Annotated in this window: 19 protein-coding genes and 1 other RNA gene; 4 read left to right on the top strand and 16 right to left on the bottom strand. The window is 41.3% G+C overall.

Annotated features, from left to right (window positions below; translation table 11 throughout):
• Nucleotides 1-79 precede the first annotated feature (79 nt).
• Entirely contained in the window at nucleotides 80-970 is an 891-nt protein-coding gene (locus tag ACJV7B_RS01310) for a hypothetical protein (RefSeq protein ID WP_004136112.1), read from the bottom strand.
• A gap of 216 nt (nucleotides 971-1,186) precedes the next feature.
• Here ACJV7B_RS01310 and ACJV7B_RS01305 point away from each other — a divergent pair, with 216 nt between their 5' ends.
• Nucleotides 1,187-2,293, top strand: a complete 1,107-nt coding sequence (locus ACJV7B_RS01305) for a polyprenyl synthetase family protein (protein WP_419388769.1) — start codon at nucleotides 1,187-1,189, stop codon at nucleotides 2,291-2,293.
• A 107-nt stretch (nucleotides 2,294-2,400) separates the two neighbouring features.
• The gene (locus tag ACJV7B_RS01300) at nucleotides 2,401-4,614 is read left to right on the top strand and encodes a protein kinase domain-containing protein (protein ID WP_419388768.1); all 2,214 of its coding nucleotides are present in this window, start codon (nucleotides 2,401-2,403) and stop codon (nucleotides 4,612-4,614) included.
• An 85-nt stretch (nucleotides 4,615-4,699) separates the two neighbouring features.
• On the opposite strand, the gene ACJV7B_RS01295 is transcribed toward ACJV7B_RS01300, so the two are convergent.
• Nucleotides 4,700-5,410: a lysophospholipid acyltransferase family protein gene (locus ACJV7B_RS01295; protein WP_419388767.1), complete on the bottom strand. Its 711-nt coding sequence runs from the start codon at nucleotides 5,408-5,410 to the stop codon at nucleotides 4,700-4,702.
• Between the two features lie 79 nt (nucleotides 5,411-5,489).
• Here ACJV7B_RS01295 and ACJV7B_RS01290 point away from each other — a divergent pair, with 79 nt between their 5' ends.
• Nucleotides 5,490-6,041: a hypothetical protein gene (locus ACJV7B_RS01290; protein WP_004136106.1), complete on the top strand. Its 552-nt coding sequence runs from the start codon at nucleotides 5,490-5,492 to the stop codon at nucleotides 6,039-6,041.
• Between the two features lie 186 nt (nucleotides 6,042-6,227).
• On the opposite strand, the gene secA is transcribed toward ACJV7B_RS01290, so the two are convergent.
• Complete coding sequence (gene secA, locus ACJV7B_RS01285) at nucleotides 6,228-9,014, bottom strand: preprotein translocase subunit SecA (protein WP_419388766.1); 2,787 nt, start codon at nucleotides 9,012-9,014, stop codon at nucleotides 6,228-6,230.
• Between the two features lie 217 nt (nucleotides 9,015-9,231).
• Nucleotides 9,232-9,903 carry a ribosome hibernation-promoting factor, HPF/YfiA family gene (gene hpf, locus ACJV7B_RS01280; protein ID WP_119521580.1) on the bottom strand — a complete coding sequence of 224 codons (672 nt, stop codon included), beginning with the start codon at nucleotides 9,901-9,903 and terminating at the stop codon, nucleotides 9,232-9,234.
• A 211-nt stretch (nucleotides 9,904-10,114) separates the two neighbouring features.
• Here hpf and rnpB point away from each other — a divergent pair.
• Nucleotides 10,115-10,488: RNase P RNA component class A (rnpB, locus tag ACJV7B_RS01275), an RNA gene on the top strand.
• Here the strand turns inward: rnpB and ACJV7B_RS01270 are convergent.
• The 12 genes from ACJV7B_RS01270 to pheS all read right to left on the bottom strand — a co-directional run bounded on the left by ACJV7B_RS01270 (nucleotide 10,485) and on the right by pheS (nucleotide 26,284).
• Nucleotides 10,485-11,156, bottom strand: a complete 672-nt coding sequence (locus ACJV7B_RS01270; protein WP_419388765.1) for an HAD family hydrolase — start codon at nucleotides 11,154-11,156, stop codon at nucleotides 10,485-10,487. The two genes, rnpB and ACJV7B_RS01270, sit on opposite strands and share 4 nt — an antisense overlap.
• Nucleotides 11,140-12,924, bottom strand: a complete 1,785-nt coding sequence (gene recN / locus ACJV7B_RS01265) for a DNA repair protein RecN (RefSeq protein ID WP_419388764.1) — start codon at nucleotides 12,922-12,924, stop codon at nucleotides 11,140-11,142. Before recN ends, ACJV7B_RS01270 begins: the two co-directional genes overlap by 17 nt.
• A 36-nt stretch (nucleotides 12,925-12,960) precedes the next feature.
• Entirely contained in the window at nucleotides 12,961-13,890 is a 930-nt protein-coding gene (locus tag ACJV7B_RS01260; RefSeq protein ID WP_116793985.1) for an NAD kinase, read from the bottom strand.
• A gap of 81 nt (nucleotides 13,891-13,971) precedes the next feature.
• Nucleotides 13,972-14,775, bottom strand: a complete 804-nt coding sequence (locus ACJV7B_RS01255) for a TlyA family RNA methyltransferase (RefSeq protein ID WP_419388763.1) — start codon at nucleotides 14,773-14,775, stop codon at nucleotides 13,972-13,974.
• Nucleotides 14,772-15,884, bottom strand: coding sequence for an HAD-IIA family hydrolase (locus ACJV7B_RS01250; RefSeq protein WP_419388762.1), 1,113 nt, complete (start codon nucleotides 15,882-15,884; stop codon nucleotides 14,772-14,774). Before ACJV7B_RS01250 ends, ACJV7B_RS01255 begins: the two co-directional genes overlap by 4 nt.
• Before the next feature lie 20 nt (nucleotides 15,885-15,904).
• Nucleotides 15,905-17,320: a tetratricopeptide repeat protein gene (locus ACJV7B_RS01245; protein ID WP_116793982.1), complete on the bottom strand. Its 1,416-nt coding sequence runs from the start codon at nucleotides 17,318-17,320 to the stop codon at nucleotides 15,905-15,907.
• A 64-nt stretch (nucleotides 17,321-17,384) separates the two neighbouring features.
• Entirely contained in the window at nucleotides 17,385-18,704 is a 1,320-nt protein-coding gene (tyrS, locus tag ACJV7B_RS01240; RefSeq protein WP_419388761.1) for a tyrosine--tRNA ligase, read from the bottom strand.
• 137 nt (nucleotides 18,705-18,841) lie between these two features.
• Complete coding sequence (argH, locus tag ACJV7B_RS01235; RefSeq protein ID WP_410313351.1) at nucleotides 18,842-20,329, bottom strand: argininosuccinate lyase; 1,488 nt, start codon at nucleotides 20,327-20,329, stop codon at nucleotides 18,842-18,844.
• A gap of 18 nt (nucleotides 20,330-20,347) precedes the next feature.
• Entirely contained in the window at nucleotides 20,348-21,562 is a 1,215-nt protein-coding gene (locus tag ACJV7B_RS01230) for an argininosuccinate synthase (protein WP_004134896.1), read from the bottom strand.
• 258 nt (nucleotides 21,563-21,820) lie between these two features.
• Nucleotides 21,821-22,366: an arginine repressor gene (locus tag ACJV7B_RS01225; RefSeq protein ID WP_004128117.1), complete on the bottom strand. Its 546-nt coding sequence runs from the start codon at nucleotides 22,364-22,366 to the stop codon at nucleotides 21,821-21,823.
• A gap of 178 nt (nucleotides 22,367-22,544) precedes the next feature.
• Entirely contained in the window at nucleotides 22,545-25,169 is a 2,625-nt protein-coding gene (gene pheT, locus ACJV7B_RS01220) for a phenylalanine--tRNA ligase subunit beta (RefSeq protein WP_419388760.1), read from the bottom strand.
• 5 nt (nucleotides 25,170-25,174) lie between these two features.
• The gene (gene pheS / locus ACJV7B_RS01215; protein ID WP_410314291.1) at nucleotides 25,175-26,284 is read right to left on the bottom strand and encodes a phenylalanine--tRNA ligase subunit alpha; all 1,110 of its coding nucleotides are present in this window, start codon (nucleotides 26,282-26,284) and stop codon (nucleotides 25,175-25,177) included.
• Nucleotides 26,285-26,290: the final 6 nt, after the last annotated feature.

Below are 26,290 nucleotides of genomic sequence, written 5' to 3'. Positions count from 1 at the left end.
GCGCATATAGGCATAGTTCAAGCAAGGGCAAGTTTTACCTTAAGTAGTAAACCATTTAAGCACGACGATTATTCCCCCCTTATTTTTCTTGCGGCGTGGCGCATTCTGATATCCAGGCTGGTTCAAGCTTATTTTCATAAGCTCCTTCAACAATTTTTGCCATTGTACAATCACTATCTATACTCAATGCTCGCTCAGTATATTTTTTAACGTTACCTAGCCTAAACCACCAGCTAATATAGGCTAAAAGTGCGTAAATTTGCACTGTTAGCTCCGGTATACTTTGTGTAGCAAATGCCATAACTTGTAGCACTCTGCATGCTGTTATTGCTCTTTTTATATTCGGCTTTTTGCTTGTTTGAATAAACTTAGCTTCTAAAAATTGACGTAATCTATCTGACACCATAGGCGTGTGCGGATACCATGCGAATTCTGCTAGAGCATTGTCGTCATACCATTCTTGATTTTCATCTAAAATAGATATAAGCATTGCGTCGCGGACGTTAATATTGTGGAACATTCCAATAGCAAGATTTACTAAATCATATCCGAACATTTTCTTGTCGTGTAGAAACATGTCACACCATCGTACGAAAGCAACACATGCAGTATTTCTAACAGCGCTTTCTTTACCGTTTATATTCGCGTTTTGAATAAAAGATTTTGAAACTGTTGGAATCCAATGCTGTATGCCTTTAACCCATTGAGAATTTTCATCGCAATTAAAATACGCATATTCTTTTGGGAATGTCATAAAGAAGCTACATTCTTTCGAAGGGTATATTTTTCCTTCAATGTCCGAAATCTCTTGCCCAGCAAAACTACTAAAATCATCCAATCCAATAAAATCTATTGAATCATCGCAAAGATTAGCGCTTTCACCATAAACTTCCAATATGCTTTGAGTATCAAAATCATCAATGCAACTATGCGAAATCTTCTCTTCTAAATCAATACCTGCTACTGTCATAATAATTACTCCCCTTCATTAAGACGTATTGCACATATATTTGCTCATAATTTTTTATTACTAAATCAAGTTTTACGAGCGTAATTCTTGATATGTGTAAGTTTCTCAATATGCGAAATAGTATTCAATAAAAAACGATTGCAACGGTTATAAGCTCATTAAATCGTGTAAACTATTGTGTTTTACTTGTTCAGCCCTGTGGATAACTTTCATAATATGAGCACTTTAACGGACGATACTTGCAATCTTGCTGCTATTGAATCTCGAATTGCGTATTTAATTTCGCAGCAATTTTGCACAAGCGCCGAAAATAATCTTTCTTCAACCTGTAAAACAACTTTACAGCAGGTAATAAAGCAAGCTATCGTTTCTAGCGAAGGCGGTAAACGTCTTAGAGCTCTACTTACCATAAGTGCTTATAATGCTGCTTCTAGCGAAAAAACTACGAGTAAAATTCAAGATAAAGCTTTATTCGATATTGCTTGTGCTTTAGAAGTATTTCAAACCGCAGCATTAATTCATGACGACATTATTGACGAGTCAGCTTTAAGACGTGGAAAACCCAGTGCATATTGTGCATTAAGTTCTGTATGCAACAACAAGCACATAGGCTCAGGGCTTGGCCTTATGCTTGGTGATTTGCTTGCTACAGAAAGCTTTGATATTACTAGAAATTCAGCAAAGCATTTTAATTATAGTGAAGAATTGCTGCAAGCTTTTGCTTCAATGCAACGAAATGTAGGTATTGGTCAAGTTTTGGATTTGTCTATTGAAATGATGCAACTTGATAATCCATCTGAGCTTGCACAGTCTTCTCTTAATGTGTTTAGGTGGAAAACAGCAAGTTATACAACTATTGCTCCTTTAACACTTGGTTTTCTTGCTGCATCAATGAATCCAAACGATGCTTATAATCTTGCTAATTCTATTGGAGATCCTCTTGGGATTGCTTTCCAGCTTGCTGACGATTTGCTTGACATTGTTTCAGATAGCAAGCTTACAGGAAAACCTATTGGTGGAGATATTCGCGAAGGAAAACGTGCTGTGCTACTTGCAGACGCGTTGCAATACGGAAGTGACCAAGAAAAAGAAATACTAACGAAAGCTTATACAAGCGAAGAACGCAGTGAAAGCGACGTTGAAAAAATAATACAAATCTACCATACTTCGGGAGCTATTGAACGTTCAAAACAGCGTATTATGAATCTTTGGCAGAAGTCAAATAATTCAATTGATGAAAGTCCTCTAAGTAGCAGCGGTAAAGCAATACTTCGCAATATAAGCGAACGCTTTATACCTGAAGCATGGCGTAATGTACAATAGTATTTGAGTGTAACTATCGAAAGCAACCATACTTACTACGTTACTTGTAAAATCATACGTAGGCTTGTAAATAGTAAGCAAGGTTTACGCGTATAAGGATTGTGACAATGGATGAAGCTACTCAGGTTCAGCCTGGAATGTGCATTGAAAATCGCTATCGTATTGTGCGTAAAATTGCTCAAGGTGGTATGGCTACGGTGTACCAGGCGCAGGATGAGCGTCTCGATAGGCCTGTTGCAATTAAAATAATGCACACTCAGCTTGCTCAAGGAGTGCATCGTCAGCAGTTTATTGCTAGATTCCGCAGAGAAGCAACTTCTGCAGCAGCTATAGCAAACCCGCATATTGTTCAAGTTTATGACACTGGCGAATACGACGGTCTTGATTATCTTGTTATGGAGTATGTGCACGGCGTTAATTTGCGCTACGAAATGAACATGCAAGGCACTTTTAGTGTTCGTGACACCTTACGCTTGTTGGCTGAAACTTTAGACGGTCTTGCTTCCGCACACCAAGCTGGAGTCGTGCATAGAGATATTAAGCCTGAAAATATTTTGATTAATGATCGCGGTCACGTGCAGATTACTGATTTTGGCTTGGCTCGCGCAATATCCCAAGCAACTCTTTCTTCTACCGGATTATTGCTTGGAACTGCGGCTTATCTTGCTCCAGAACTTATTGAGAACAATCTTGCAACACCTCAAGGTGATTTATATTCTGCTGGAATGATGGCATGGGAAATGCTTGCGGGACGAGTTCCTTTTACTGCAGACAATCCTGTAACACTAGTGTTTAAGCATGTTCACGAAAACACTCCTTCAATAAGCACAGCGTGCCCAGATATTAACGAAAAAGTTGCGCAATTTATATCTAAGCTTACTGCGCGCGATATGAATGATCGACCAGATAATGCTATCGAAGCATTAACGCAATTGCGAAATCTTTCAAAACAATTAAGTGCTGAAGACTGGCAATATAAAATTGATGCTGTTAAGGAAGAGCAAGATTCCGACTCATTATCTCCTCTAGATAATCTGCGCCTTACAGATATTGATAAGTCTGATAGTGATAATAAAACTAAAGATTATAAGTATTCTCAAGATTCAGATGATTCTACAAGCGATTTAGATGCTACTCAAGCAATAAGCACTGCCGCTGTAAAATCTGAAGAAAATACTAACTCTGATTCTCCAAGCAATCCGCTTGAAGAATTTGACGACAGCAATATGCCAACTATTGCAATTGATTCACACGAGCTTAATCGCAATAAGACTTCTATAAATCCACTAATTCCAACATTGCATCCTGCAAGTTTTAATTCAGACTCTAAAAAAGATTCATCTTCTAAAAAGCGAGTAATTGCTATTGCAGGAGGAAGTGTTATTGCAGTGCTAGTTCTTGGTGCTATTGGAAGCTTCTGGTACTTCCTAGGCCCTGGCAGCTACTGGACGCTTCCTAAGCCGGATGATCTTCGATGCGCAAATCAAGCAGCTTGCAAAGTTAAAGATATTAGTTGGCAAGAATATGAGCATACTTTGAAGGTTGCTGGAATTCCTTACACTGTTTCCAGAGACTACAGTGATGATGTTGATTCAGGGAAAGTTCTTGCCACTGTGCCTGATGTTGTTGGAAGTCACATTAGTAAGCACTCGAATAGTAAGCTTCGTATTATACTTTCGCGCGGTATTAAAAAAGCTACAATTCCGTCTGATATTACTAATCCAAAAACTCGTAATGGTAAGAAACCATTGCAAGCACTACGCAAGGCTGGATTTACTCATATTATTCATCGAACTTCACTCGACGTTTACTCTCTTGAAGTCCCAGAAGGAAGCGTTGTTGACATTACTCCTAAACCGGGCACGCGCATGAATCACAATGAGGAAGTTAGTTTGCTTCTTTCTAAAGGACCTATGCCTGTTCAAATGCCGGATATTGTTAATCACACTAAGGATGATGCTGACGTTGCTCTTAGCGGCGCTAAATTAGACGTAAAGTACGAAGAGGAAAATAGCGATACTGTTGCAAAAGGTAGGATTATTAGCGCTTCGGTTGATGCTGGCACTCAAATGCACTGGGGAGACAGCGTAAAAGTTGTTGTTTCAAAAGGACCTAAATCTGTTACCTTACCAAATGTTTGCGGCAAAAACACTGCAGAAGCTCGTAGGATTATTGAAAGCCTTGGTCTACAGGTTAAAATATCGGCTCCTCTTGGAGATTATATGCATGTAGTTAGGTTCCAATCTCCTGGAGCTGGTAGCGAAGTTCCTTTGAAGGATTCACACGGCAATCCTTCTGTTATTACTCTTACAGTAATCTAAGATACAGTTAACTTACTGTATCTGCCATCTTCACTGGTTCTTTGCTTACAGCTTTCCAACTGTTACTAACTTGTATTAGTGCACGTTATTGCTTATTAGCTTGATTATCTTTTGCAGCTTGACGCATTCGTTCTTTTACAGTTTGAGCATATTCGTCAACGTACTCTTGACCGCTCATCTGTTGAATTGATTTCGTTATTTGATCAGTAATTTCACGAAGACGCTCGTGAGTAATCTCACTTTCGTCTTTTACACGCTCTACTTGAATAGGCTCACCATAGATTGCCTGCGTTTTGCCTTTGGCAGGAATTATCTGACCTTGAACCTGCAAATCTCTTGTGCCAATAATTGCCACAGGAATGATTGGACATCCAGTTTCAAGAGCAAGACGAGCAGCACCAGTATGACCTCGATACAGTTTTCCGTCTGGGCTTCTTGTGCCCTCAATGTGAATGCCGAAAAGCTGACCTTTTTCTATAATTTCACGAGCATGATTTAGAGCACCGAGAGATTTTGAACCACCAGAACGATCAACTGGGAACACACCGACGGAAGTAAACCACCACTTCTTAAAACGTCCCTTTAATCCTTTTCCTTCAAAATATTCGGCTTTACCCATAAAGTGAATCATACGTGGGCAAGTTAAAGGAAGTAGAGCATCGTCAATAACAGCAAGATGATTTGCTGCAATAATTGCTCCACCTTTTTTAGGAACATTTTGAACGCCTTTTGCTGATGGATGAATCCTCACGCGGGCAATACCCCCAAGACCCTTCACGAAGAACCAGTACAACATAGCTTATCCTTTCTGCAAGCAAGCAGACACCCGCTAATTTGCACACCAAGAATCAGGCACACTTGCTAGAGTATAATTCATGACTTCTTCTAAGGATACCAACGACCCTCACCGTTACGGAAAAGGAATGTCACAATCATCAAATAATGACGATGCAAAGAATAGTAAAAATTTTGAAGATGATTGGCTGAATTTTATTGCGGATCATTCGGATGATCTAAAAGATATTTCTAATTCTCTCGACGCAAAAAGTTTTGAAAAGCATGCTAAGAAGAAAGAGAATGCACATAATTTTTATTTGATTGCAAAAAATAGTAGCGGCCCACGCGACAATACTCGCTCAAGTTGGCTTGACGTAGATACGACTATGGACGAGTATGGCGATGATTTTGTGCCTCCTAATCCAAAGTTGGAAGATATTTCTCCAGTTACATTTGTTTTATGGACTGTTTTTGCTGTTGGTATTGCTGGTATTATTTTGAGTGCTTTTATTCCATCGCTCGCAACTATTGTTGGAATTATAAGCGCAATATTCATGCTTTTAGGCGGATTAGGGATCTTTTTAAGCCGTAAAAAACCAGATCCTTATAAAGAAGATTATAGAGATTATGGGCATGGAGCTAGAGTCTAACAAAAGCATAAAAAAAAAAACATGTCTGCAAAATAAACGCTTTATAGATTGCAAAAGTATTTTGAATAAAAAAGTAGAAGGCCAATACAAAACGTATGTGGCCTTCTACTTTACTTTTAGCTTATTTATTTTTTATTTTATTTTTCTAAGCTTAAATTTTCACTTAAGTTCTAGTTTAAGTTTTGCTTAGTTTTCAGCTTCATTCTGTCCATGGCAAAGCTTGTACTTACGTCCAGAACCGCATGGGCATTCATCATTCTTGTTAGTTCCTGGGAACGTACGACCATCAGACCAAGGGGTCTTCCACTCTTCGTTCTTTGGTCGCATGCTTAACGGAACATCACCTTCAGCATGGCTCAAAGGTGCAGGTCCAACAATTCCAGATGTCTGATCTTGAGAATCAACTTCGGCTTCTGCCTGAGCAACATCCTCATCGACAGAAGAATCAGAAGAAGTATCTTCTGTAGAAGCAACCTGCTCAAGATTAATGTGGAACAAAAGCTGCACACTTTCTTCCTTGATTGCTTCAATCATGGAGTTGTACATCTGATAGCCTTCACGCTGATACTCAACAAGAGGATCGCGCTGGCCCATGCCACGAAGACCAATACCATCCTTCAAGTAGTCCATCTCATAAAGATGTTCACGCCACTTGCGATCAAGCACAGCCAGCACAACACGGCGCTCAATCTGACGAATTGCGTCAGATCCAATGCGCTTTTCAAAGATATCGTAGAAATTGTTTACGTTATCAACAATCAAATCTCGCAAAGCAATAACAGCTTTTTCACCTTTAAGCTTAGAAATTGTTTCACGAACCTGATCCCAATCGAGAATAACAGGCATAACTGCTAACAAAGCGTTTTGCAAGCCGTCCAAATCCCAGTTCTTTGGCTTATCAGAACCGTTCATTGCGCCACGAACATAGCTTTCCACAGTGTCACTGATGAACTTCAAGATGTCCTCATGAATATCTTCACCCTTAAGAACCATCTGACGTTCTGCATAGATAACAGTACGCTGCTTATTCATAACATCGTCATACTTCAAAACGTTCTTACGCATTTCAAAGTTACGAGCTTCAACAGTCTTCTGCGCCGTGCGCACACCGTTAGAAACATACTTAGATTCGATTGGTTCGCCCTCTGGCAAGCCCTTAGCCATAACACGAGCAACAAGCTGAGTGTTGAATAGGCGCATCAAATCATCTTCCAAGCTTAAGTAGAAGCGGGATTCGCCAGGATCACCCTGACGACCAGAACGGCCTCGAAGCTGGTTATCAATACGGCGAGATTCGTGACGTTCAGTACCAAGCACATACAAGCCACCAAGCTTCTTAACTTCTTCGTGCTCGTCCTTAACCTGCTCTTTAACTTCGGCTAAAACGCCTGGCCAACGCTTCTCATACTCTTCAGGAGTATCGTCTGGAGAATATCCTTCAGACTTCAACTTAGCGTCTGCAAGGAACTCAACATTGCCGCCGAGCATAATATCAGTACCACGACCTGCCATGTTAGTAGCAACAGTTACAGCACCCTTACGGCCTGCAACAGCAACAACAGCAGCTTCCTTAGCATTCTGCTTAGCATTCAAAACCTGGTGAGGAATGCGAGCAACATCAAGAAGCGAAGAAAGAATTTCTGAAGATTCAACAGAAGCAGTACCAAGCAATACTGGCTGACCCTTTGCATGGCGTTCAGCAACGTCGCGCACAATAGCAGTAAGCTTTTCTTTCTTAGTGCGGAAGATTAAATCATCCTTATCCATACGAATAACTGGACGATTAGAAGGAATTGGAAGAACACCAAGCTTGTATGTTCCCATAAATTCTGCAGCTTCAGTTTCTGCAGTACCAGTCATACCGGCAAGCTTGTCATACATGCGGAAGTAATTTTGCAAAGTAATAGTAGCAAAAGTCTGATTTTCTGCCTTAACTTCCACGTTTTCCTTAGCTTCAATAGCTTGATGCAAGCCTTCACTGTAACGACGTCCTGGAAGAACACGACCAGTATGCTCATCGACAATCAAAACCTCACCATTAGTAACCACATAATCGCGGTCAAGAAGGAAGAGTTCCTTAGCTTTAAGAGCATTGTTCAAATAACCAATAAGAGCAGTATTAGCTGGCTCGTAAAGGTTATCAATACCCAAGTAATCCTCAATCTTAGCAATACCAGAATCGAGAATACCTGCAGTTTTCTTCTTTTCGTCAATCTCGTAATCAACATCACGGTTAAGCTTCAAAACAAGCTTTGCAAACTCGCGATACCAATGAGTTACATCACCTTCAGCAGGACCAGAAATAATCAAAGGTGTACGAGCTTCATCAATAAGAATAGAATCAACCTCATCGACAATAGCATAGTGGTGACCGCGCTGCACAAGCTCGCTCTTTTCCCACGCCATGTTATCGCGCAAGTAATCGAAACCAAACTCGTTGTTAGTACCGTAAGTAATGTCAGCGTTGTATTGCTTACGACGCTCAGGTGGCTGCTGATCGGTAATAATGCAGCCAACACTCATGCCGAGGAATCGGTAAATACGACCCATAAGCTCACTCTGGTAGCTTGCAAGATAGTCGTTAACTGTAACAACGTGAACGCCCTTGCCTTCCAAAGCATTCAAATAGCTTGGCAAAGTTGCAACAAGTGTTTTACCTTCACCAGTTTTCATTTCTGCGATATTGCCCCAATGCAATGCCGCACCGCCCATAAGCTGAACATCGAAGTGACGCTGGCCAAGCGTACGCTTTGAAACCTCTCTAACAGTAGCGAAGGCTTCAGGCATCAAATCATCCAGTTTTGCACCATTATCTAAGCGCTGCTTAAATTTAGCGGTTTGACCCTTCAATTCTTCATCGGAAAGCGCAGAAATTTCATCTTCCAACGCATTCACAGCCTTGGCAACGTTCTCAAGGCGCTTTAACTGACGGCCTTCACCCATACGCAAGGCTTTATCGACGATATCTACCACGTTTTGCTCCCTTAGGTCATGTCTATGAAGACGGCCTAGCCAACATAGACGTAAACTGTGCCTATATTACGCGACGGCAGCGATTTTTATAAGCACGCGAGTCGGTGTAACAAATAAAATGCCCGCCTAGCCATCTAGCCGACGGGCATTTTGTTAATCTAACTTAATTTTTACAAACTCCTAAATACTTTTATTAATTTTCGTAATTATTTTATTATTACTTTTTCTTAGCAACATTTTCAGGCGTATCAATCTCAAACACACCATAGCTCCATCCATGCCTACGATACACAACAGATGGTCGCATTGTTTCTTTATTAACAAACAGGAAGAAATCGTGACCAATTAATTCCATCTCGTACAAAGCTTCATCAATGCTCATTGGCTCTGCAATATGAAGCTTGCGTCGAATAACAATAGGCGTGTCACCAACGCTAACTTCTACAGACTCACCAGGGCCTAAATCAGAAGCAACAGCTGCATCCGCACTATTGGCAACATCCTCACTAGGCTCCTCAATTTTCATGTCAATTTCTGGCTCAACAACGCCCATATCAACAGGAACCATTTCCGTGTATCCGCGGCGATGATCCTTGCGGCGATCACGCGTGCGGCGCAAACGCAGCGTCAACTTATCTAGAGCCATGTCAAGAGCACTGTACTGATCAGTGCTAGAAGCTTCTGCGCGAATCACGGTGCTACCTGCAACAACAGTAATTTCAACTCGCTTTGCAGTATCTGCCTGCCTTGGATTACCTTCATGAGTCAACACAATTTGAACGCGCTGCGCATCAGGAGCAATAGCGGTTACGCGATTCATCTTACTTTCTACAACGTCACGGAACCTTTGATTAATCTGCGTATGACGACCAGTAATGACGATTTCCATGCGAAACCTCCCCATATAGATTCGAACCTAAGTTCGATTTGTATCAGCCGACTGCCACGATGCCGTCGGTGCTTCTATTATATCTGCTAAATCAATAAGAAACTAGCAAGTTATTAAATTTAAGCAAAAAAATTTCATAATTATTTCGAAAATTTACGCAAAACAACTAATTTTTTACGAGATGAACAATATCTGCTATACTTGGGAAGGTTGAGGTTTCACGATGGCCGCGGTCACAATGTTCATTCGGAGTGACTGAGGAACTTCCGGGCTCCACAGAGCACAATGGCGGATAACGTCCGCCCAGGGCGACCTGAGAGATAGCGCAACAGAGAATAGACCGCCCGAACGTTTCGTTTGGGTAAGGGTGAAACGGCGGTGTAAGAGACCACCGGACTTCTGGTAACAGTTAGTCGCATGGCAAGCCTCATTGGGAGCAAGGTCAAGCAGAAGACGCTTAAAGGCTGCTCGCCTGAGTCTTCGGGTAGACTGCTAGAGTTTGGCGGTAACGTCAAATCGAGATGGATGGCCATCCGTGTGCACTTGTGTACGCGACAAAACCCGGGGTATGTGAAACCTCATCAACTTTTTGGAGCATCATCGAAGTTGGAAAATACTTCTAAGCATTTACTAAATGGCAAGTCTAAATCATTTTTTGAGCACGATTCATCTACAATGCCGTATGTTTTCATTCCAGCTTGTTGAGCAGAATTTAGCGCAGTTGCAGAATCTTCAAAAACTGCACAATCTTTTGTAGCAACCTTAAGAGTTTCTGCTATATCAACATAAGTTTTATAACTGTGTTTTCCTTCTTTAGATAAATCTTCCCCAAATTGCAAAAAATCAAAACAATCTAAAATATTAAGTCTTCTTAACGCAGGCTCGCATAAAGTTTTGGAAAGAGTTGTAATAAGAAACATCTTTACTTTTTTAGAACACAAGTATTTAACGTAGTCGTAAGCTCCCTTTCTAAGAGGAAGATGATTAGCATAGGCATCAAACGCCATATCTGACCACTCCTTCATTAGTTCTTCAGGAGATTCACTAAAACCGTAATGTTCAATAACATAATCTGCAATTTGGCGAGGATTCATAGCTGCTGTAGTATTTGCAAAAATATCCGGAACATTTAAGCCGCGTTTTGCGAAACTCTTTTTATCAATATCATCCCAAACTCCAAGAGAATCAATAAGAGTTCCGTCAAAATCAAAAATCGCAGCCTTAAAAAACGAATTATTATTCTGCAGCGTCATCAATTATCTTTCTACTTGTTTCTAACAATTCATGCGCATGTTCAAGCGAAGTTTTAGAGTTACTTCCAGCAAGCATACGAGCGATTTCCATCTCACGAGATTTACCTTCGAGTAGATTAACAGTAGTATCCGCTTCTTGACTTTCAAAATCACCATTATTAACAGGTGAAATATTTTTTTGTACAGCATATTGAGCATCAGCAAAAGAGGCTACTTGAGGCAAATGCGTAACAACAATCACTTGCGAATGTTTAGCAAGTTTAGCCAAACGCTTTCCTAGTTCAACTGCTGCAGCGCCACCAACTCCTGCATCAACTTCGTCAAAAATAAAAGTCATGTTTTTATCATCGTGCTCGCGCATTCTTGCAACAACAAGTTCCATTGCAAGCATCAGCCTACTTAGCTCACCGCCAGAAGCACTTTTGCCCATTGGTAAATCTGGCGAAGCTGGAAATGGTCTAAAAAGAAACTCAATATCGTCAATGCCGTTTGAATCGAGATCAACTAAACCATCTTGATTCTCACTTCTAGAATTTACTCGAACATTTAATTGAGCGCCATCCATTGCTAAAGAAGATAGCTCATTACTAACATCATCACTAAGCTTTTTAGCTGCTTTCACACGAGTGGCAGATAATTTCTTAGCTAAATCAAAAGCTTCATCGTAACGCTTATTACAAGCGGCCCTAGCACGCTCAATAGCTTCTGGAGAATCATCTAAATCTTCAAGTTCAAACTGAGCTTTTTGCGCCCAATTAAGAACATCATCTAAAGTTGGCCCCCATCTGCGCGTAAGCTCACTAAGATCATGTATTCTTGCATTTAAAGAATCTAAATCTTCCTCACTCGCATCAAAATCAATCTGCTGAGCAAGCTGCATTACAATATCGTCCAGTTGCGCATGAATATCATCAAGTTGTTGAGCGAGTTTACTAAATGAATTATCAACTCTAATATTTCGCAATGCTTGAGCAGCCTGATCAATAAGCGTTCTTGCGTCTAAAGATGACGATGAAGCACTATAGTCGATTTGACTAACGTCAAGCGATGATAAAGCTGTGCTCACAGCGTTAATAATTTGCGCAGAATTTTCAATGCGCTCGCGCTTTGCACGCAATTCTTCATCTTCATTATGTTTTGGATCTACTTGTTTTATTTGGGCTAAAGACTCTCTCAAATAGTCAGCTCTCTGACGAGCGGAAGATTCTTGATTTTCAAGACGATTGCACGCTTCTTTAGCATCTTTTAAAGCTTGATAAGCTTGAAAATACTTATTAGCTAATTCACTATTATTTGCCACTAAATCTAACATTTCACGCTGTTTTGCGCTAGTTGCTATACGTAACTGATCACTTTGACCATGAATAGTGACCATTTGTGAACATACGTCTTCAAGCAAAGTTTTTGGAACAGCGAATCCAGATATTGTTGCCCTTGAGCGACCCTGTTTAGGAACAGTTCTTGCAACATACATATCTGACTTTGTTTCATCAATTTCTGAAGTTTCAAGCTCAATGCCAGCTTGATTAACAATTTCTTCCACTTCGCCTGATTTTGGGATGCTAAATACGCCTTGCACCCACGCTTCTTTAGCATTTGGCGAAATTCTAGCAGAATCTGATTTCGAACCAGAGATAAGTTTTATAGCACTTAAAAGCATTGATTTTCCAGCGCCAGTTTCACCTGTAATCGCAGTCATTCGTAAAGAAGGAGTAATAAGCGCGTGTGAAATTGGCCCAAGATTGCGTATTTCTAATTCTTCAAGCACACTATACCTCGTTTTTACTGCTATTAGTTAAGTAGATTATTTACGGTTTGACTGATTACTGTTATGTTCTCGCCAACCAACTACTGGTAAATCAAATTTTGTAACCAAACGCTTAGTAAAAGGCGCTCCCGAAAGTCTAGCCAGCAAAAGCTCATCTTTAGACTGTCGAACTTGAATCCTTGATCCTTGAGGAAGAGCGCGCTGACGTCTGCCATCGCAGCAAATCCAGCCTCCTGAAGAAGATTCTTCAAGAATATCAATCGTAAAAGTAGATCCTGAGCCAATAATAAGCGGACGAGCAAAAAGCGCGTGAGCAGCTAAAGGAACTAATTGCAGAGCCTCAACATTTGGCCACATAATTGAGCCACCTGCAGAAAACGCATAAGCTGTTGAACCAGTAGGAGTTGAAACTATTACACCATCACAGCCAAAAGATGACATTTCAACATCATCTACTCGTATTGAAAGCTCTACCATTCGCCCACGATCTGCACGATCAAGCGTAATATCATTCAAAGCCCAGTCTCTTAAAGGCTCAGTTTCTCCAGGAAGCCACACGTCAACATGAGCTTCCATACGTCGATCGATTGAATAATCCTTATTGGCAATTCTTCTAATTGCTTCATCAATTTGGAAGCTTTCGAATTCTGCCAAAAAACCAACGTGACCAAGATTTATTCCAATAATTGGCACGGTAGTGCAATGTACTAATTCTGCAGCCTGAAGCATGGTGCCATCTCCCCCAAGCACCACAACGATTTCAGTATGCTCATCAACTAAATTAGTAGGCGTTTTAGAAAAATCAGAAACGGCAGCACTGTGAAAAACATCAACTAGAAAACCCGCTTGAGTAAGCTGTGAAGTAACTTGATTTACTACAGCACTGTGGCTATCAAGTCTCGCATGAGTTACTACAAGAGCGCGTCGAGGCGCAGAAGCAGTATTTTCATCGAAATGTTGCTGCATCACAAATACCCTTCGTACTGTTTTCAAATAACAGTACTATTGTAATTCTTCTACGTATATTAGGCGTAAGTATTTGTATTATCAGCCTTCAAAATGCGCATAAAGCAAATATTCTACGTTTCCGTGAGTGCCTTCAATAGGAGATTTTACTGTTGAAACAATCGTCAAATTATTATCTTTAGCACAATTTTCAACATTTTCTAACGCTTTAAGACGCAAAGATTCGTCTGTTACTATTCCACCTTTTCCAAGATTTCCTTTTCCAACCTCAAACTGAGGTTTAACAAGTAAAACAACATCTGCATTATGCTCAGCAATGCGCGAAATTACTGGAATAACAAATGTTAAAGAAATAAAAGAAACATCCGAAACTATCAGATTAGGTTTATACGGCAAATCTTCTTCGTAAACGTTACGAATATTTACTCCGCTCATTTCGATTACTCTAGGATTATTCGCAATTTTAGGATTAAGCTGCCCATGACCAACATCGAGAGCAATAATATTCTCAACTCCTCTTTGTAAAAGCACGTCGCAAAATCCGCCTGTTGACGCACCAATATCTAATGCTCTAGTTGACTTGGAAGTAGATAAACCGTATTTAGAAAACGCTTCAAAAGCTCCTTCTAGCTTAAGAGCTCCGCGAGAAACATATTTAGCAAAAGAGCTTACGCCTTCTGATTTAGAAATAACTATTTCTTCTGAATCCTCTACAAGAAAAGAAGATTTTTTAATAGTTTTATTATTTACGTTTACAGCACCATTTTGAATTAAACGCTTAGCTATTGTTCTACTTTCTGCTAATCCTCTGGCAACAAGAGCACAATCTAAACGTTTATGTGAAGAAGAGTTTACAAAAATTCGCAAATCTTCATTAAAACTCATAATGAAAACTCCGGAAGAGTATAGTTTTCAAGAGATTCACCATTATCTTGCAAACTCCATGTCAACGCGCATGCAGCCCTCAAAGCATTGCAATCATTAAGATTATTCACTTCAATAATACGATTATCAGTAAGCTCAGCTTTTGCATTTTCGCAAATAAAAGTATACTCGTCCACTCTCTCTGGGCAGTTATGGGACTCGTTAAGTCCTCGCAAATCTTTAGAAACAAAGCTTGGTCGCAAATGTTTCGGCGCAAGCATAAGCATTCTAGGATTCGTAACTCCAGTAAGAACAAGCAAAGACTCGTAGCCTCCCCTTGTTCCGGCTTCAATATCAGTATCTAAACGGTCTCCTACAGCAAGAGATTTAGAAATACTTATTACAGGATTTCCAAACTCGTCTTTTTCAGTATATTGTTCGTCCTCTGACTCAAATTTAGTTTTTACATGTTCAGCATTTGCTGCAACAAGCAGTCGAGCCTCGTCATACATTGCAGATTCAGGTTTTCCAGCAGACGAAATAGGCTCAACCCCTGTAGCATTAATAACAGCCTGAATCATTGAGCCGCATCCAGGAGCTATTCCAAGTTCGCGAGGAATTGTTAAATCACGATTTGTAACAAAATATTTAGCTCCGTGCTCTACAGCAAAAGAAACTTCTGCCATTTCTTGCCAAGTCATCTGAGGATACCAGCCTTGAATAACAGCTTGCGGATTATCATTACAAGAATCTACAGGCTGTAAACCTACACGCTTAACTTCCTCAAGCAAATGCTCAGCACCAAGAACTAGAACACGAGCACCTGGCTCAACATGACGCGCAACCATGCGAGCTGCAACAACAGATGAAGTAATAATCTGCCATGGTTTTACACTCAGACCAAAACTTTCCAATTGTTTAGCAACAACAGCTTGAAAACGAGAAGAATTATTTGTTGTGTATTCAATAAACATTCCGCGTTTTTGAGCTGACTCAATCGATTCAGCAGCATACTCAACAGAATTTCCGCCTCTATAAACAACACCATCCAAATCAAGCAAAGCTAAGCTAAAAGCTTCACTTAAAGGACGAGTACTTGCAGAAAAATTCTTTCTCGTTTCAAGTTGCATAAAAATAGCCTTAAATGATTTTAATCCTCAGATTCATCTTCTTCTGGAGCAAATTCGCAATCATCTTCACTTACACCAATCTCATCCATCATGGCGTCGTTCAAATGTTCCAAATCGTAGTCAATAACAATATCATCTGTGTTAATATCGTCATCGTCAGCATCAGCATACTGATTTTCAAGACTGTCGAGCAAAGATTCTAATTCTACGGCTTCATCGCTTCTGCCTGCTTCTTCTAAGAAGTACTGCTCAGCTTGAACGGCACGCATACGATACTCTCCAGGTAAGCCCTTTGAACGGCCCATTGCATGAACCAGCTCAATAGCTTTATCTGCATGATCAGTATCAAACAAAACACCGGCGTACACTAGGAACATTTCGGCTTTAACTTCACCCTTAAGGCTTTTTGCTTCATCTGACATGCAAATCTCTAAGGCTTTATCTAGATTGCCCATGCCGCGCTCACAATCTGCAATAAATGGCAGGTAGTCGAGATAACCGTTCATGCGCATTGCAGTGCGGAATTCTTTAGCAGCAAGCTTGTAATCGCCTTGACGATAAGATACAAAAGCTAATGTTTCGCGAGCAAAATCAATTCTTGAAGCCTGCTTAGCAACCCATTTTGCGTGTTCCAAAGCAAGATCAGGGTTCTCTTCCTGCAAAACGTAGGCTGCAAGAATATGAAGACCAATATTTTCAGCATGCTCCTTGGAAAGGCCACGCAAACGCTCACGGTCTTCCTTAGAAAGCATTGCCCACTCTAGACCCTTTGGCATTTTAGGCTCGCCAGGGCGACGCGCGGTATAAGGGTTTTGTGATGGATATGAAACCGTTCCGTCAGAATTGCGACGAGGTCCATTTTCAAATCTGACATTGCCATGCGCATTGCTGTTTCGGCGCTCAGAGCTGCGATGTTCGTCGAAGCGACGATTTTCATTGCGATTATTGCGGTCGTAACGATCATTGCGATCATTGCGGTCGTAACGATTATTATGATGATTGTCAAAGCGACGATTTTCGCTGCGATTATCACGACGATTATCGCCAAAATCACTTCTGGAATCTTTATGGAAATCCTTGTGGAAGTTTCCACCGCGATTATTTTCTCTGCGATTCTCGTTGTGATTATTTCGACGGTCGAAACGTTTTTCACCATCAAACTTCTTGTAGCGAGGATTTCCGCCTTCTTCACCGCCATGCTCAAAATCGCGCGAACGACGATCATCACGGCGATCATCAAAGCGGCGATTACGGTTAAAACGATGTTCTCCGTCGCGATTTTCAGAACGGAAACCACTTCTCTTAGAACCACTCTTGTGGAATCCATCTTTATGGAAACCACCGCGTCTTTCACCACTTTTACCACCGTTTCGATGGCCAAAATTACCACGATTACCAAACGACTTGCCACTACGTGATCCGCGCTCTTCGCCCATTATCGGCATACCTTTCAAATTCTAATAAACAATAAATTAATATTAATCTAATATCAAAAACAAATCATGCGCGCTCTACAGCACCAATAGCTTTTTTACCGCGGCGAAGCAAAGCAAAACGACCATGTAAGAACGAATTATCGTCAAGCACATCATCAACGCTTTCAACGCGTTCATTATTTAGATACAAACCACCAGCTTCGATAGCGCGACGAGCTTCGGAAATCGTGCGGAACAAACCTGCAGAAACCGCAGCTTCTACAATACGATCCCCATTGTGAGACTTTGCAAAATCTAAGCTACCATCTTCTGACTTCACTTTAACGCCATCTAAAGCAGCCTCAAGAGTCTGCTCATCAATATTTTTAATATCTCCACGGCCAAACAGTGCGGAAGAAGCTTCAATAGCTTGGTTAGTTAAATCTTCACCATGAACAAAACTTGTAACTTCCCAAGCAAGCACGCGCTGAGCTTCACGGCTTCCTGGATCTTCTTGAATTTGCTGCGCTAAACGCTCAATCTCACTCTTTGGTAAGAATGTGAAAACTTTAAGTAACTTAACAACTTCATCATCAGGCTGATTAAACCAGAACTGGTAGAAGCGGTATGGGCTTAACATTGTTGGGTCAAGCCACATTGCGTTGCCTTCAGACTTACCAAACTTACGGCCCTGATTATCCGTAATAATCGGGCTAGTAAATACGTTTACTGAAGCTCCGCGAACCTTACGAATCAGATCCATGCCAGAAGTCAAATTACCCCACTGATCAGATCCACCAAGCTGCAAAGTGACATTGTAGTTATCAAAGAGATACAAGAAATCGTTTCCTTGCAAAACCTGGTAACTAAACTCTGCAAAAGAAATACCTTCATCTGAGTTCAAGCGACGAGCAACAATATCCTTAGCAATCATTGTGCCAACACGGAAGTTTTTGCCAACATCTCGCAAGAAATCAATAGCAGACATCTTAGAAACCCAGTCGTAATTGCTAACAAAACGAACAGGATTTTCTCCATCAAGAGGCAGAATACGTCCAATCTGATTATGCAAACGTTCAGCCCATGCAGCAACAATATCTTTAGAATTTAAAGTTCGCTCACCACTTTGACGAGGGTCGCCAATCAAACCAGTTGCTCCACCAACAAGCGCAATAGGATGATGACCTGCTGCCTGCAAGTGGCGCATGTTAATAAGCTGAACAAGATTTCCAATATGCAAAGATGCAGCTGTAGGATCATAGCCGCAATAATACGTTAATGGTTCTCCGTCAAGTGCTTGAGCAAGCTGTTTCTCGTCTGTAGATTGAGAAATCAATCCACGCCACTTTAGCTCTTCAAACAAAGAAGCAAAACCTGCTTCCTTGTAATTCCTGACCTGAGCCATTCGTATCTCCTTATTGCAAAAATTCCGAAATATCGGGCGCTATGCGCGTCCGCAAGCCTTTTAATTTTTGCAGTACAGGCAGACACTATTACAAAGCTGTCAAAAGCATAATCACAATATTTCAATTTTGCACAATATTATTTTGAAGATGAACTATAAGCGGAACCGTCACTTGTAGAAGAAGCAAACTTACTATATTCATTTACTTTAGATTCAGCTTCATTTATTTGTTCAAGAACTCGCACTAGTGCAGTTCCGCCTCTAGTACAACGAGACGCAACAGATCCGTCACTTGAAAGCAGTTTTCTAAGATTAGGAATTTGGTTGCAATCAATAAATCCGTCTAAAATATTCGCAAAATCGTCGTCGCTTAAATCAGCAAGATCTCCGCCGATTTCTTCTGCTCGCTTTACACACAAACCAGACAAAGTATGAGCATTACGGAATGGAACACCTTGTTTTACCAGCCATTCTGCAATATCTGTTGCGAGCGCAAAACCTGTGGCTGATTGCTCACGAAGACGCTTAAAATCAAACTGCATAGTTTTTAGCATTCCTGCAAATGCTGGAAGCAGCACTTCTAGCGTGTCAATTTGGTCAAAAACAGCTTCTTTATCTTCTTGAAGATCGCGAGCATAAGCAGTAGGAAGACCTTTAAGAGTTGCCATTAATCCTGTTAAGTCTCCAATTAATCTGCCAGACTTTCCTCTTGCGAGCTCTGCAATATCTGGATTCTTTTTCTGAGGCATAATAGAAGAACCGGTTGAATAAGCGTCGTCCAAGCGCACAAAAGCAAATTCTTGCGTATTCCAAATAATAATTTCTTCGCTTAACCGGGAAATATCAACGCCAATCATTGCTGAAATAAATGCAAATTCAGCAACAATATCTCTGCTTGCAGTTGCGTCAATAGAGTTTGCGCAAACAGCGTCAAAACCAAGCTCTTTAGCAACACCATCAGCATTGAGACCAAGAGTGTTTCCAGCTAAAGCTCCAGCACCATAAGGGCTTTCGTTTGCTCGCGAATCCCAATCTACAAGTCTCTGAATGTTGCGAAGTAGTGGCCAAACGTGAGCCATTAATTGGTGCGCAAGTAAAATAGGTTGAGCATGCTGCATATGAGTTCTACCTGGCATTACAGCATCTTCTGCATTTTTTGACTGAGTAATTAGAGCTTTGCAAACTGTTAGCAGTAGGTTTGCAATAAATCGAGCATGTCTGCGTAAGAACATGCGTATAAGCGCTGCAATCTGATCATTTCTAGAACGACCTGCTCTAAGCTTTCCGCCTAACTTGCTTCCAGCAATTTCAAGCAATCCTCGCTCTAACGCAGTTGCCTCATCTTCGTCTTCTTCAATAGGAACAAAAGTTCCTGAATCAACTTGATTTTGCAATTCGTTTAATGAGCAAATCAGTTCTGAATACTCTTCTTTGCTAAGAAGACCTGCACGATACAACGCAAACGCGTGAGCTCTAGATCCAGCAATATCATCATCAGCTAATCGCCAATCAAACTGTGTCGATTTGCTTAATGCAGCAAGCTCTTTAGATGGGCCAGAGCTAAAACGTCCACCCCACAATGCAATCGGATTGCTAGCGTTTTTTGTTGTATCGTGAGAAATCATTATTACCTCAAATCCAAATTAATTGTTTTTTGAAACGCGCATGTCACGAGCTGCAGCAACAGTATTTGACAATCCGTAAATTTCAATAAAACCGTTGGAAGCACGCTGATCAAAGGTATCGGAAGAATCGTACGTAGCTAAGTTAAAGTCATACAGAGACTCTTCGGAGCGTCTACCAGTAACAACAGCTTTTCCGGCGTACATAGTCATTCGAATATCGCCAGAAACATGCTCCTGAGTTTCGTTAATAAACGCATTCAAAGAACGCACAACTGGAGAGAACCATTGACCATCGTAAACAAATTCTGCCCACTTTTTATCAAGATCACGCTTTAGCCTGTGCTGCTCACGTTCCAAACAGCAGTTTTCCAGCTCTTGATGTGCAGTAATAAGAGCCTGAGCTCCTGGAACTTCATACAATTCGCGAGACTTGATGCCAACTAAACGATCTTCAATAATGTCAATTCGACCGATTCCTTGAGCACCTGCTCTTGCGTTCATTTCTTCAATAGCTTGCAAAGGCGTTACACTATGACCGTCAATAGCGACTGGAACACCTTTTTCAAAAGTGATAGTCACTTCATCAGGCTCTTGAGACTCCATAGGATTTTGAGTGTAAGAATAGCACTCTTCTGTTGGAGCATTCCAAGGATCTTCCAAGAAACCTGTTTCAATTGCGCGACCCCAAACGTTTTGATCAATTGAGTAAGGGCTTTTCTTACTTTGCTCAATTGGAAGCTGGTGACTGTTTGCAAAAGCGATTTCAACATCGCGAGTAAGCGACAAATCTCTAATAGGGCTGATTGCTTTTAACTGTGGATCTAAGGATTTGATAGCAACTTCAAAACGAACTTGATCGTTTCCCTTTCCGGTGCAACCATGAGCAATAGTATCCGCATCAAATTCGTGCGCCGCATGCACTAAATGCTTTGTAATCAGTGGACGAGATAGTGCAGAAACAAGAGGATACACATCTTCGTACATTGCATTTGCTTTCAAAGCGAGCATGCAATAATCGTTGGCAAACTCATCTCGCGCATCAACAACATAAGATTCTACTGCACCACAAGCTAATGCGCGCTTCTTTATTGCATCAAGAGCTTCGCCGCCTTGACCAACATTAAGAGATACTGCAACAACATCTTGGCCGGTTTGTTCTTTCAAGTAAGGAATTGCTACAGAAGTATCCAAGCCGCCTGAGTACGCCAGAACAATGCGCTTATTAGTATTCATGTGACCTCCATATGCAGCGCTTTGTATAACTAAACAATATAGAGCATATTATACACATGAGATAAACGCAATAGACATGTCACAAATTGTTGTATTTTTATTTTTTTGTCACATTACGTGAAAAAATATATAAAATTTAGAAATCATACTTATACATATAAAAACGTGTACAGCATAATTTGCACTGTACACGTTATAAATATAAATATTCACGAATAAATTTTCGCAAATAAATTTTCGACTAAGATTTTTCTATAATTAGCGAGATGCAACAGTAAGCATCCAGTTTGCTCTTTCTTCCGCTTCTTCATTGGAAACGCAAACCATAATAACAGTGTCATCTCCTGCAACAGAGCCCAAAATACCCTTCAAAGGCTGGCGATCTATAACACTAGCAACATACTGTGCGGCTCCAGATGGAGTATGAATCACAACAATATTATTTGCGTGAGCAACTTCCGTAACAAGACCAGATAACGTTCGAGCAACCTGCTGATCTATACGAACAGTATCCATTGCATGACGATTTCCAGTGCCATCCCCCAAAACGTAGGCAATCCTACCGTCGGTTAAACGAATCTTAACAGCATTTATCTCATCTAAATCGCGGCTTAAAGTAGCTTGAGTAACATTAAAGCCGTGGAGAGCAAGAACCTTAGAAAGCTGAGACTGAGACGTAATAACCTCAGACAACAAAGCCTGCTCAATAGCATCTAATCTAGCAGCTTTTGTAGAGGGACGTTGTTGCTTAAAAACAACATCTCCGTCATCATCTATTTCAGCATCCTGCCTAGAATTAACCATAATTTTTTACAGAACCTTTCATAAAAAACATTTATACATAAATATATACGATTACATGCGTAAATATCTACGAAATATGAAATTTATTTCAAAAAATTTGTTATAACAACAGAATAATGCGACTGTGAAACCAATAAAACATGGAATCACAATCGCATTATGCTTATTTAATACAGTTTTATACGCGCAAAGTTGCGTGCAATGCTGCAGCAGACTTTGTAATCTCCTTACGAACTGCTTCCATTTCTTCACCAGAAAGAGTTCTATCTGCAGCTCTAAAAGTTACAGAATATGCAAGAGATCGCAAGCCTTCACCTAACTGCTCGCCTTCGTACACGTCAAAAAGCTCAACAGATTCGAACAAATCGCCTGAAGCTTTTTCAATCGCATCTTGCAAAACCTGAGCCTTCAGCGAAACAGGAGCAGTGAACGCAAAATCTTGCTTAACTGGTGGGAATGTAGAAATCGGCTTAGCTTGAACTGGCTTCATTTGCATATTGTTAAACAAAGAAGTCAAATCAAGCTCAAACGCTGCAGAATGTTTTGGAAGATCCAAAGCGTCGCACACGTGAGGATGCAATTCGCCAACAACACCAATAGAAACTTTAGAGCCGTCTTCAGCAATTACACAAACACTAGCACTGCGACCTGGATGCCAAGAAACAGGAGCATCCTCAGCGTTAAATTGATCTAACACGAATTGAACACCAATGCGCTTAGCTAAACGTTGAACTGCTTCAACAGCATCACTCCAGTCAACATCGCGATGAGTGCCAAGCCAGCCAGTTTCTTCAGCATGACCGGTAAGCAGAGCAGCAACATGCAAAGGCTGATCCGGCAAACCTGCATCTAATGCAGCAAGTTCCGCATTAGACGGTCGCACAGAACCAGGAAGAGCAGGAATTGCAGGAGCTTTTGGATCACTAAAGTAAACATGACCAAGCTCATACATTGAAATATTATCTAAGCCGCGACGAAGATTACGACGAACAGTTCCAGCTAAAGTCATAAGAACTGATCTGCGAAGCCAAGGACGATCTCCTGCCAAAGGATTAGCAATACGAACACTTACCTTGTCAACTTCATCAACATCTTCGCGGAAGGCCTTAATATCTTCTTCACCAACAAATGGGTAGCTTAAAGATTCAACTAAGCCCATTTCTGCAAGCTCATAAGCAATAGCGCGACGAGTTGCCTGCTTTTCTGTTAAACCAGTTCTTCCCACAATAGGAACAGCAGGTACTTTAACAGGAATCTCGTCGTAACCAACAAGTCGAGCAATCTCTTCAACCAAATCGCAAGGCTCATTCAAATCTGGACGCCAAGTTGGGGGAAGAACTGAGAATGAACCATTTCCACCACCTGCAACAGAGCAACCAATATCGGTGAGAATGTCACTAATACGGTTCAAATCAAGATCAAGACCAGCAACACGCTTAACTTCATCAGCTTTGAAAACAATCACATTGCGCGACTGAGTATTATTAACATCATTTGGATAAGAAGATGGCTTAGCACCACCAAACTGCTCCAAAAGGTTTGCAGCCATTTGAGCTGCAGCAGGTTGCAACTCAGTGTCAACACCACGCTCAAAGCGACGCGAAGCCTCAGAAGGAATCTTATGACGGCGAGCGGTTCGAGCAATAGATACAGGATCAAAGTGAGCTGCCTCAATCAAAACATTCTTAGTTTCACTGGTTACTTCGCCATACATGCCACCCATAACGCCAGCCAAACCAAGAATACGAGAGCCTTGATTTCCACGAGGAGAATCGCAAATAACCAAATCCTCAACGTGCAATTCGTGATCCTTACCATCTAAAGTCGTAAGATGTTCACCAGAACGCGCACGACGAACAACAATAGGACCCTCAATTTTATCCAAATCGTAAGCATGTAAAGGCTGACCTAAGTCAAGCATCACGTAATTAGTAACGTCAACAGCAAGAGAAATGCTACGCATGCCTGCACGAGTTAAACGACGCTGCATCCAGTGAGGGCTTTTAGCATCTGAACTGAAATTATTAACAGCACGAGCATAGTAACGATCGCAACCAGCAACACCGTGAATTGGGTTCGTATCTTCAATGCTTACCTGAATATCTGCAGATTTATGATTCTGAGAGTCCATAACTTTTGCAGCTTGCTCATTAAGAGCTACTACAGGATCTGTGTAAGATGCGCCGGTTGAGTGATGGTACTCGCGAGCAACACCCCTGTACGAGAACGCGTAACCGCGATCTGGAGTAATATTAATCTCCAAAATTGGCTTATTAAGATGAAGCAATTCCATAGCATCATCGCCAGGTTTCAGAGCATCATATTCAGCCTTAGTGAAACCATATTCACGCAACAAAATAATGCCGTCGTGGCTATCTCCTAAACCAAGCTCACGCTCAGATGCGCACATTCCGTTAGAAATATGACCATAAGTCTTACGAGGCTCAATCTTAAAATCACCAGGAAGAACAGCGCCAGGAAGAGTTACAACAACCTTTTCACCTGCAGCCATATTTGGAGCGCCACAAATAATGCCACGAGGAACTTTCTTACCGTTCTCATCAACATCGTTGTACTCTTCACCAACATCAACATGGCACCAATTAATAGTTTTACCATTTTTCTGCGGTTCGGCAGTAGCATCTACTACATAACCGACAACAATTGGGCCGGTGACCTGCGAAGTATGAATTTCTTCCTCTTCCAAACCTACGCGCACTAAATCCTTAGCAAGCTGCTCGTAAGTTAAACCTTCTGGCACTTCAACATGATCTTTAAGCCAGTCAATATCTACCATTGGCATGAGTTTTACTCCCCCATTACAAACTGTTGTGCGAAGCGCTTATCGCCTTCAACCAAATCATGCATATCGTTAATATCGTGACGAAGCAGCAAAGTGCGTTCCAAACCAACACCAAAAGCGAAGCCAGTGTAAACTTGCGGATCTAAACCTGCAGACTTCAAAACATTTGGGTTGACCATACCGCAGCCACCCCATTCAATCCAACCTGGGCCACCCTTTTTATCTGGGAACCACAAATCAAGCTCAGCGCTAGGCTCAGTAAATGGGAAGTAGCTAGGACGCAAACGGCTTTTAGCGTCTGGACCAAACATTGCAACAGCCAAACGGTCAAGAACGCCCTTTAAGTCAGCCATCGTCAAGTTCTTATCTACAGCTAAAGCTTCACACTGGTGGAATACTGGAGTGTGAGTTGCATCAAGCTCATCTGTGCGGAATACGCGACCAGGTGAAGCAATATAAAGAGGAACTCCACGCTCAATTAATGCGCGAACCTGATCAGAAGAAGTCTGCGTGCGCAAAACCATGTTTGAACCAACAAAGCCTGCAGCATCCTTGGCTTGATTTCCCTGAACGTAGAAAGTATCTTGCATTTGGCGAGCAGGATGATCTGGACCAAAATTCAACGCGTCGAAATCAAACCATTCAGTTTCAACTTCTGGACCTGCAGAAATTTGCCAACCCATAGAAACGAAGAAGTCTTCAAAATCTTCAATAATACGAGCTATCGGATGACGAGCACCAAGAGGTTTGCGATTCACCGGAAGAGTCATATCAACCGTTTCAGCAGAAAGCATACGTGCTTCTTCAGCAGATTTAACACGCTCCGAAGCCTGAGCAAAGGCACGTCCAAAATCAGCTCGCAAAGTTGACATTACTTTGCCAACTTCCTTCTTTTGATCTGCAGGAAGTGAACCAATAGCCTTGCTCGCAAGAGTCATCACTGACTGAGCACCAGCATATTGAGTTTTCACCGCCTTTAACTCGTCCATGTTCTGAGCTGCAGCAGCACGAGCAATACCTTCTTTGACTGCTTGAGTTACAGCTTTAACGTCGAATGGCTTATTATCGGTCACAGCACCCTTCCTATCTGTATTACGCGTATCCACATGTTTCATTATGTT

The organism is Gardnerella bretellae (assembly GCF_048545135.1).
Lineage (GTDB): Bacteria > Actinomycetota > Actinomycetes > Actinomycetales > Bifidobacteriaceae > Bifidobacterium > Bifidobacterium greenwoodii.
This window is presented reverse-complemented; position numbering and strand designations above follow the sequence as displayed.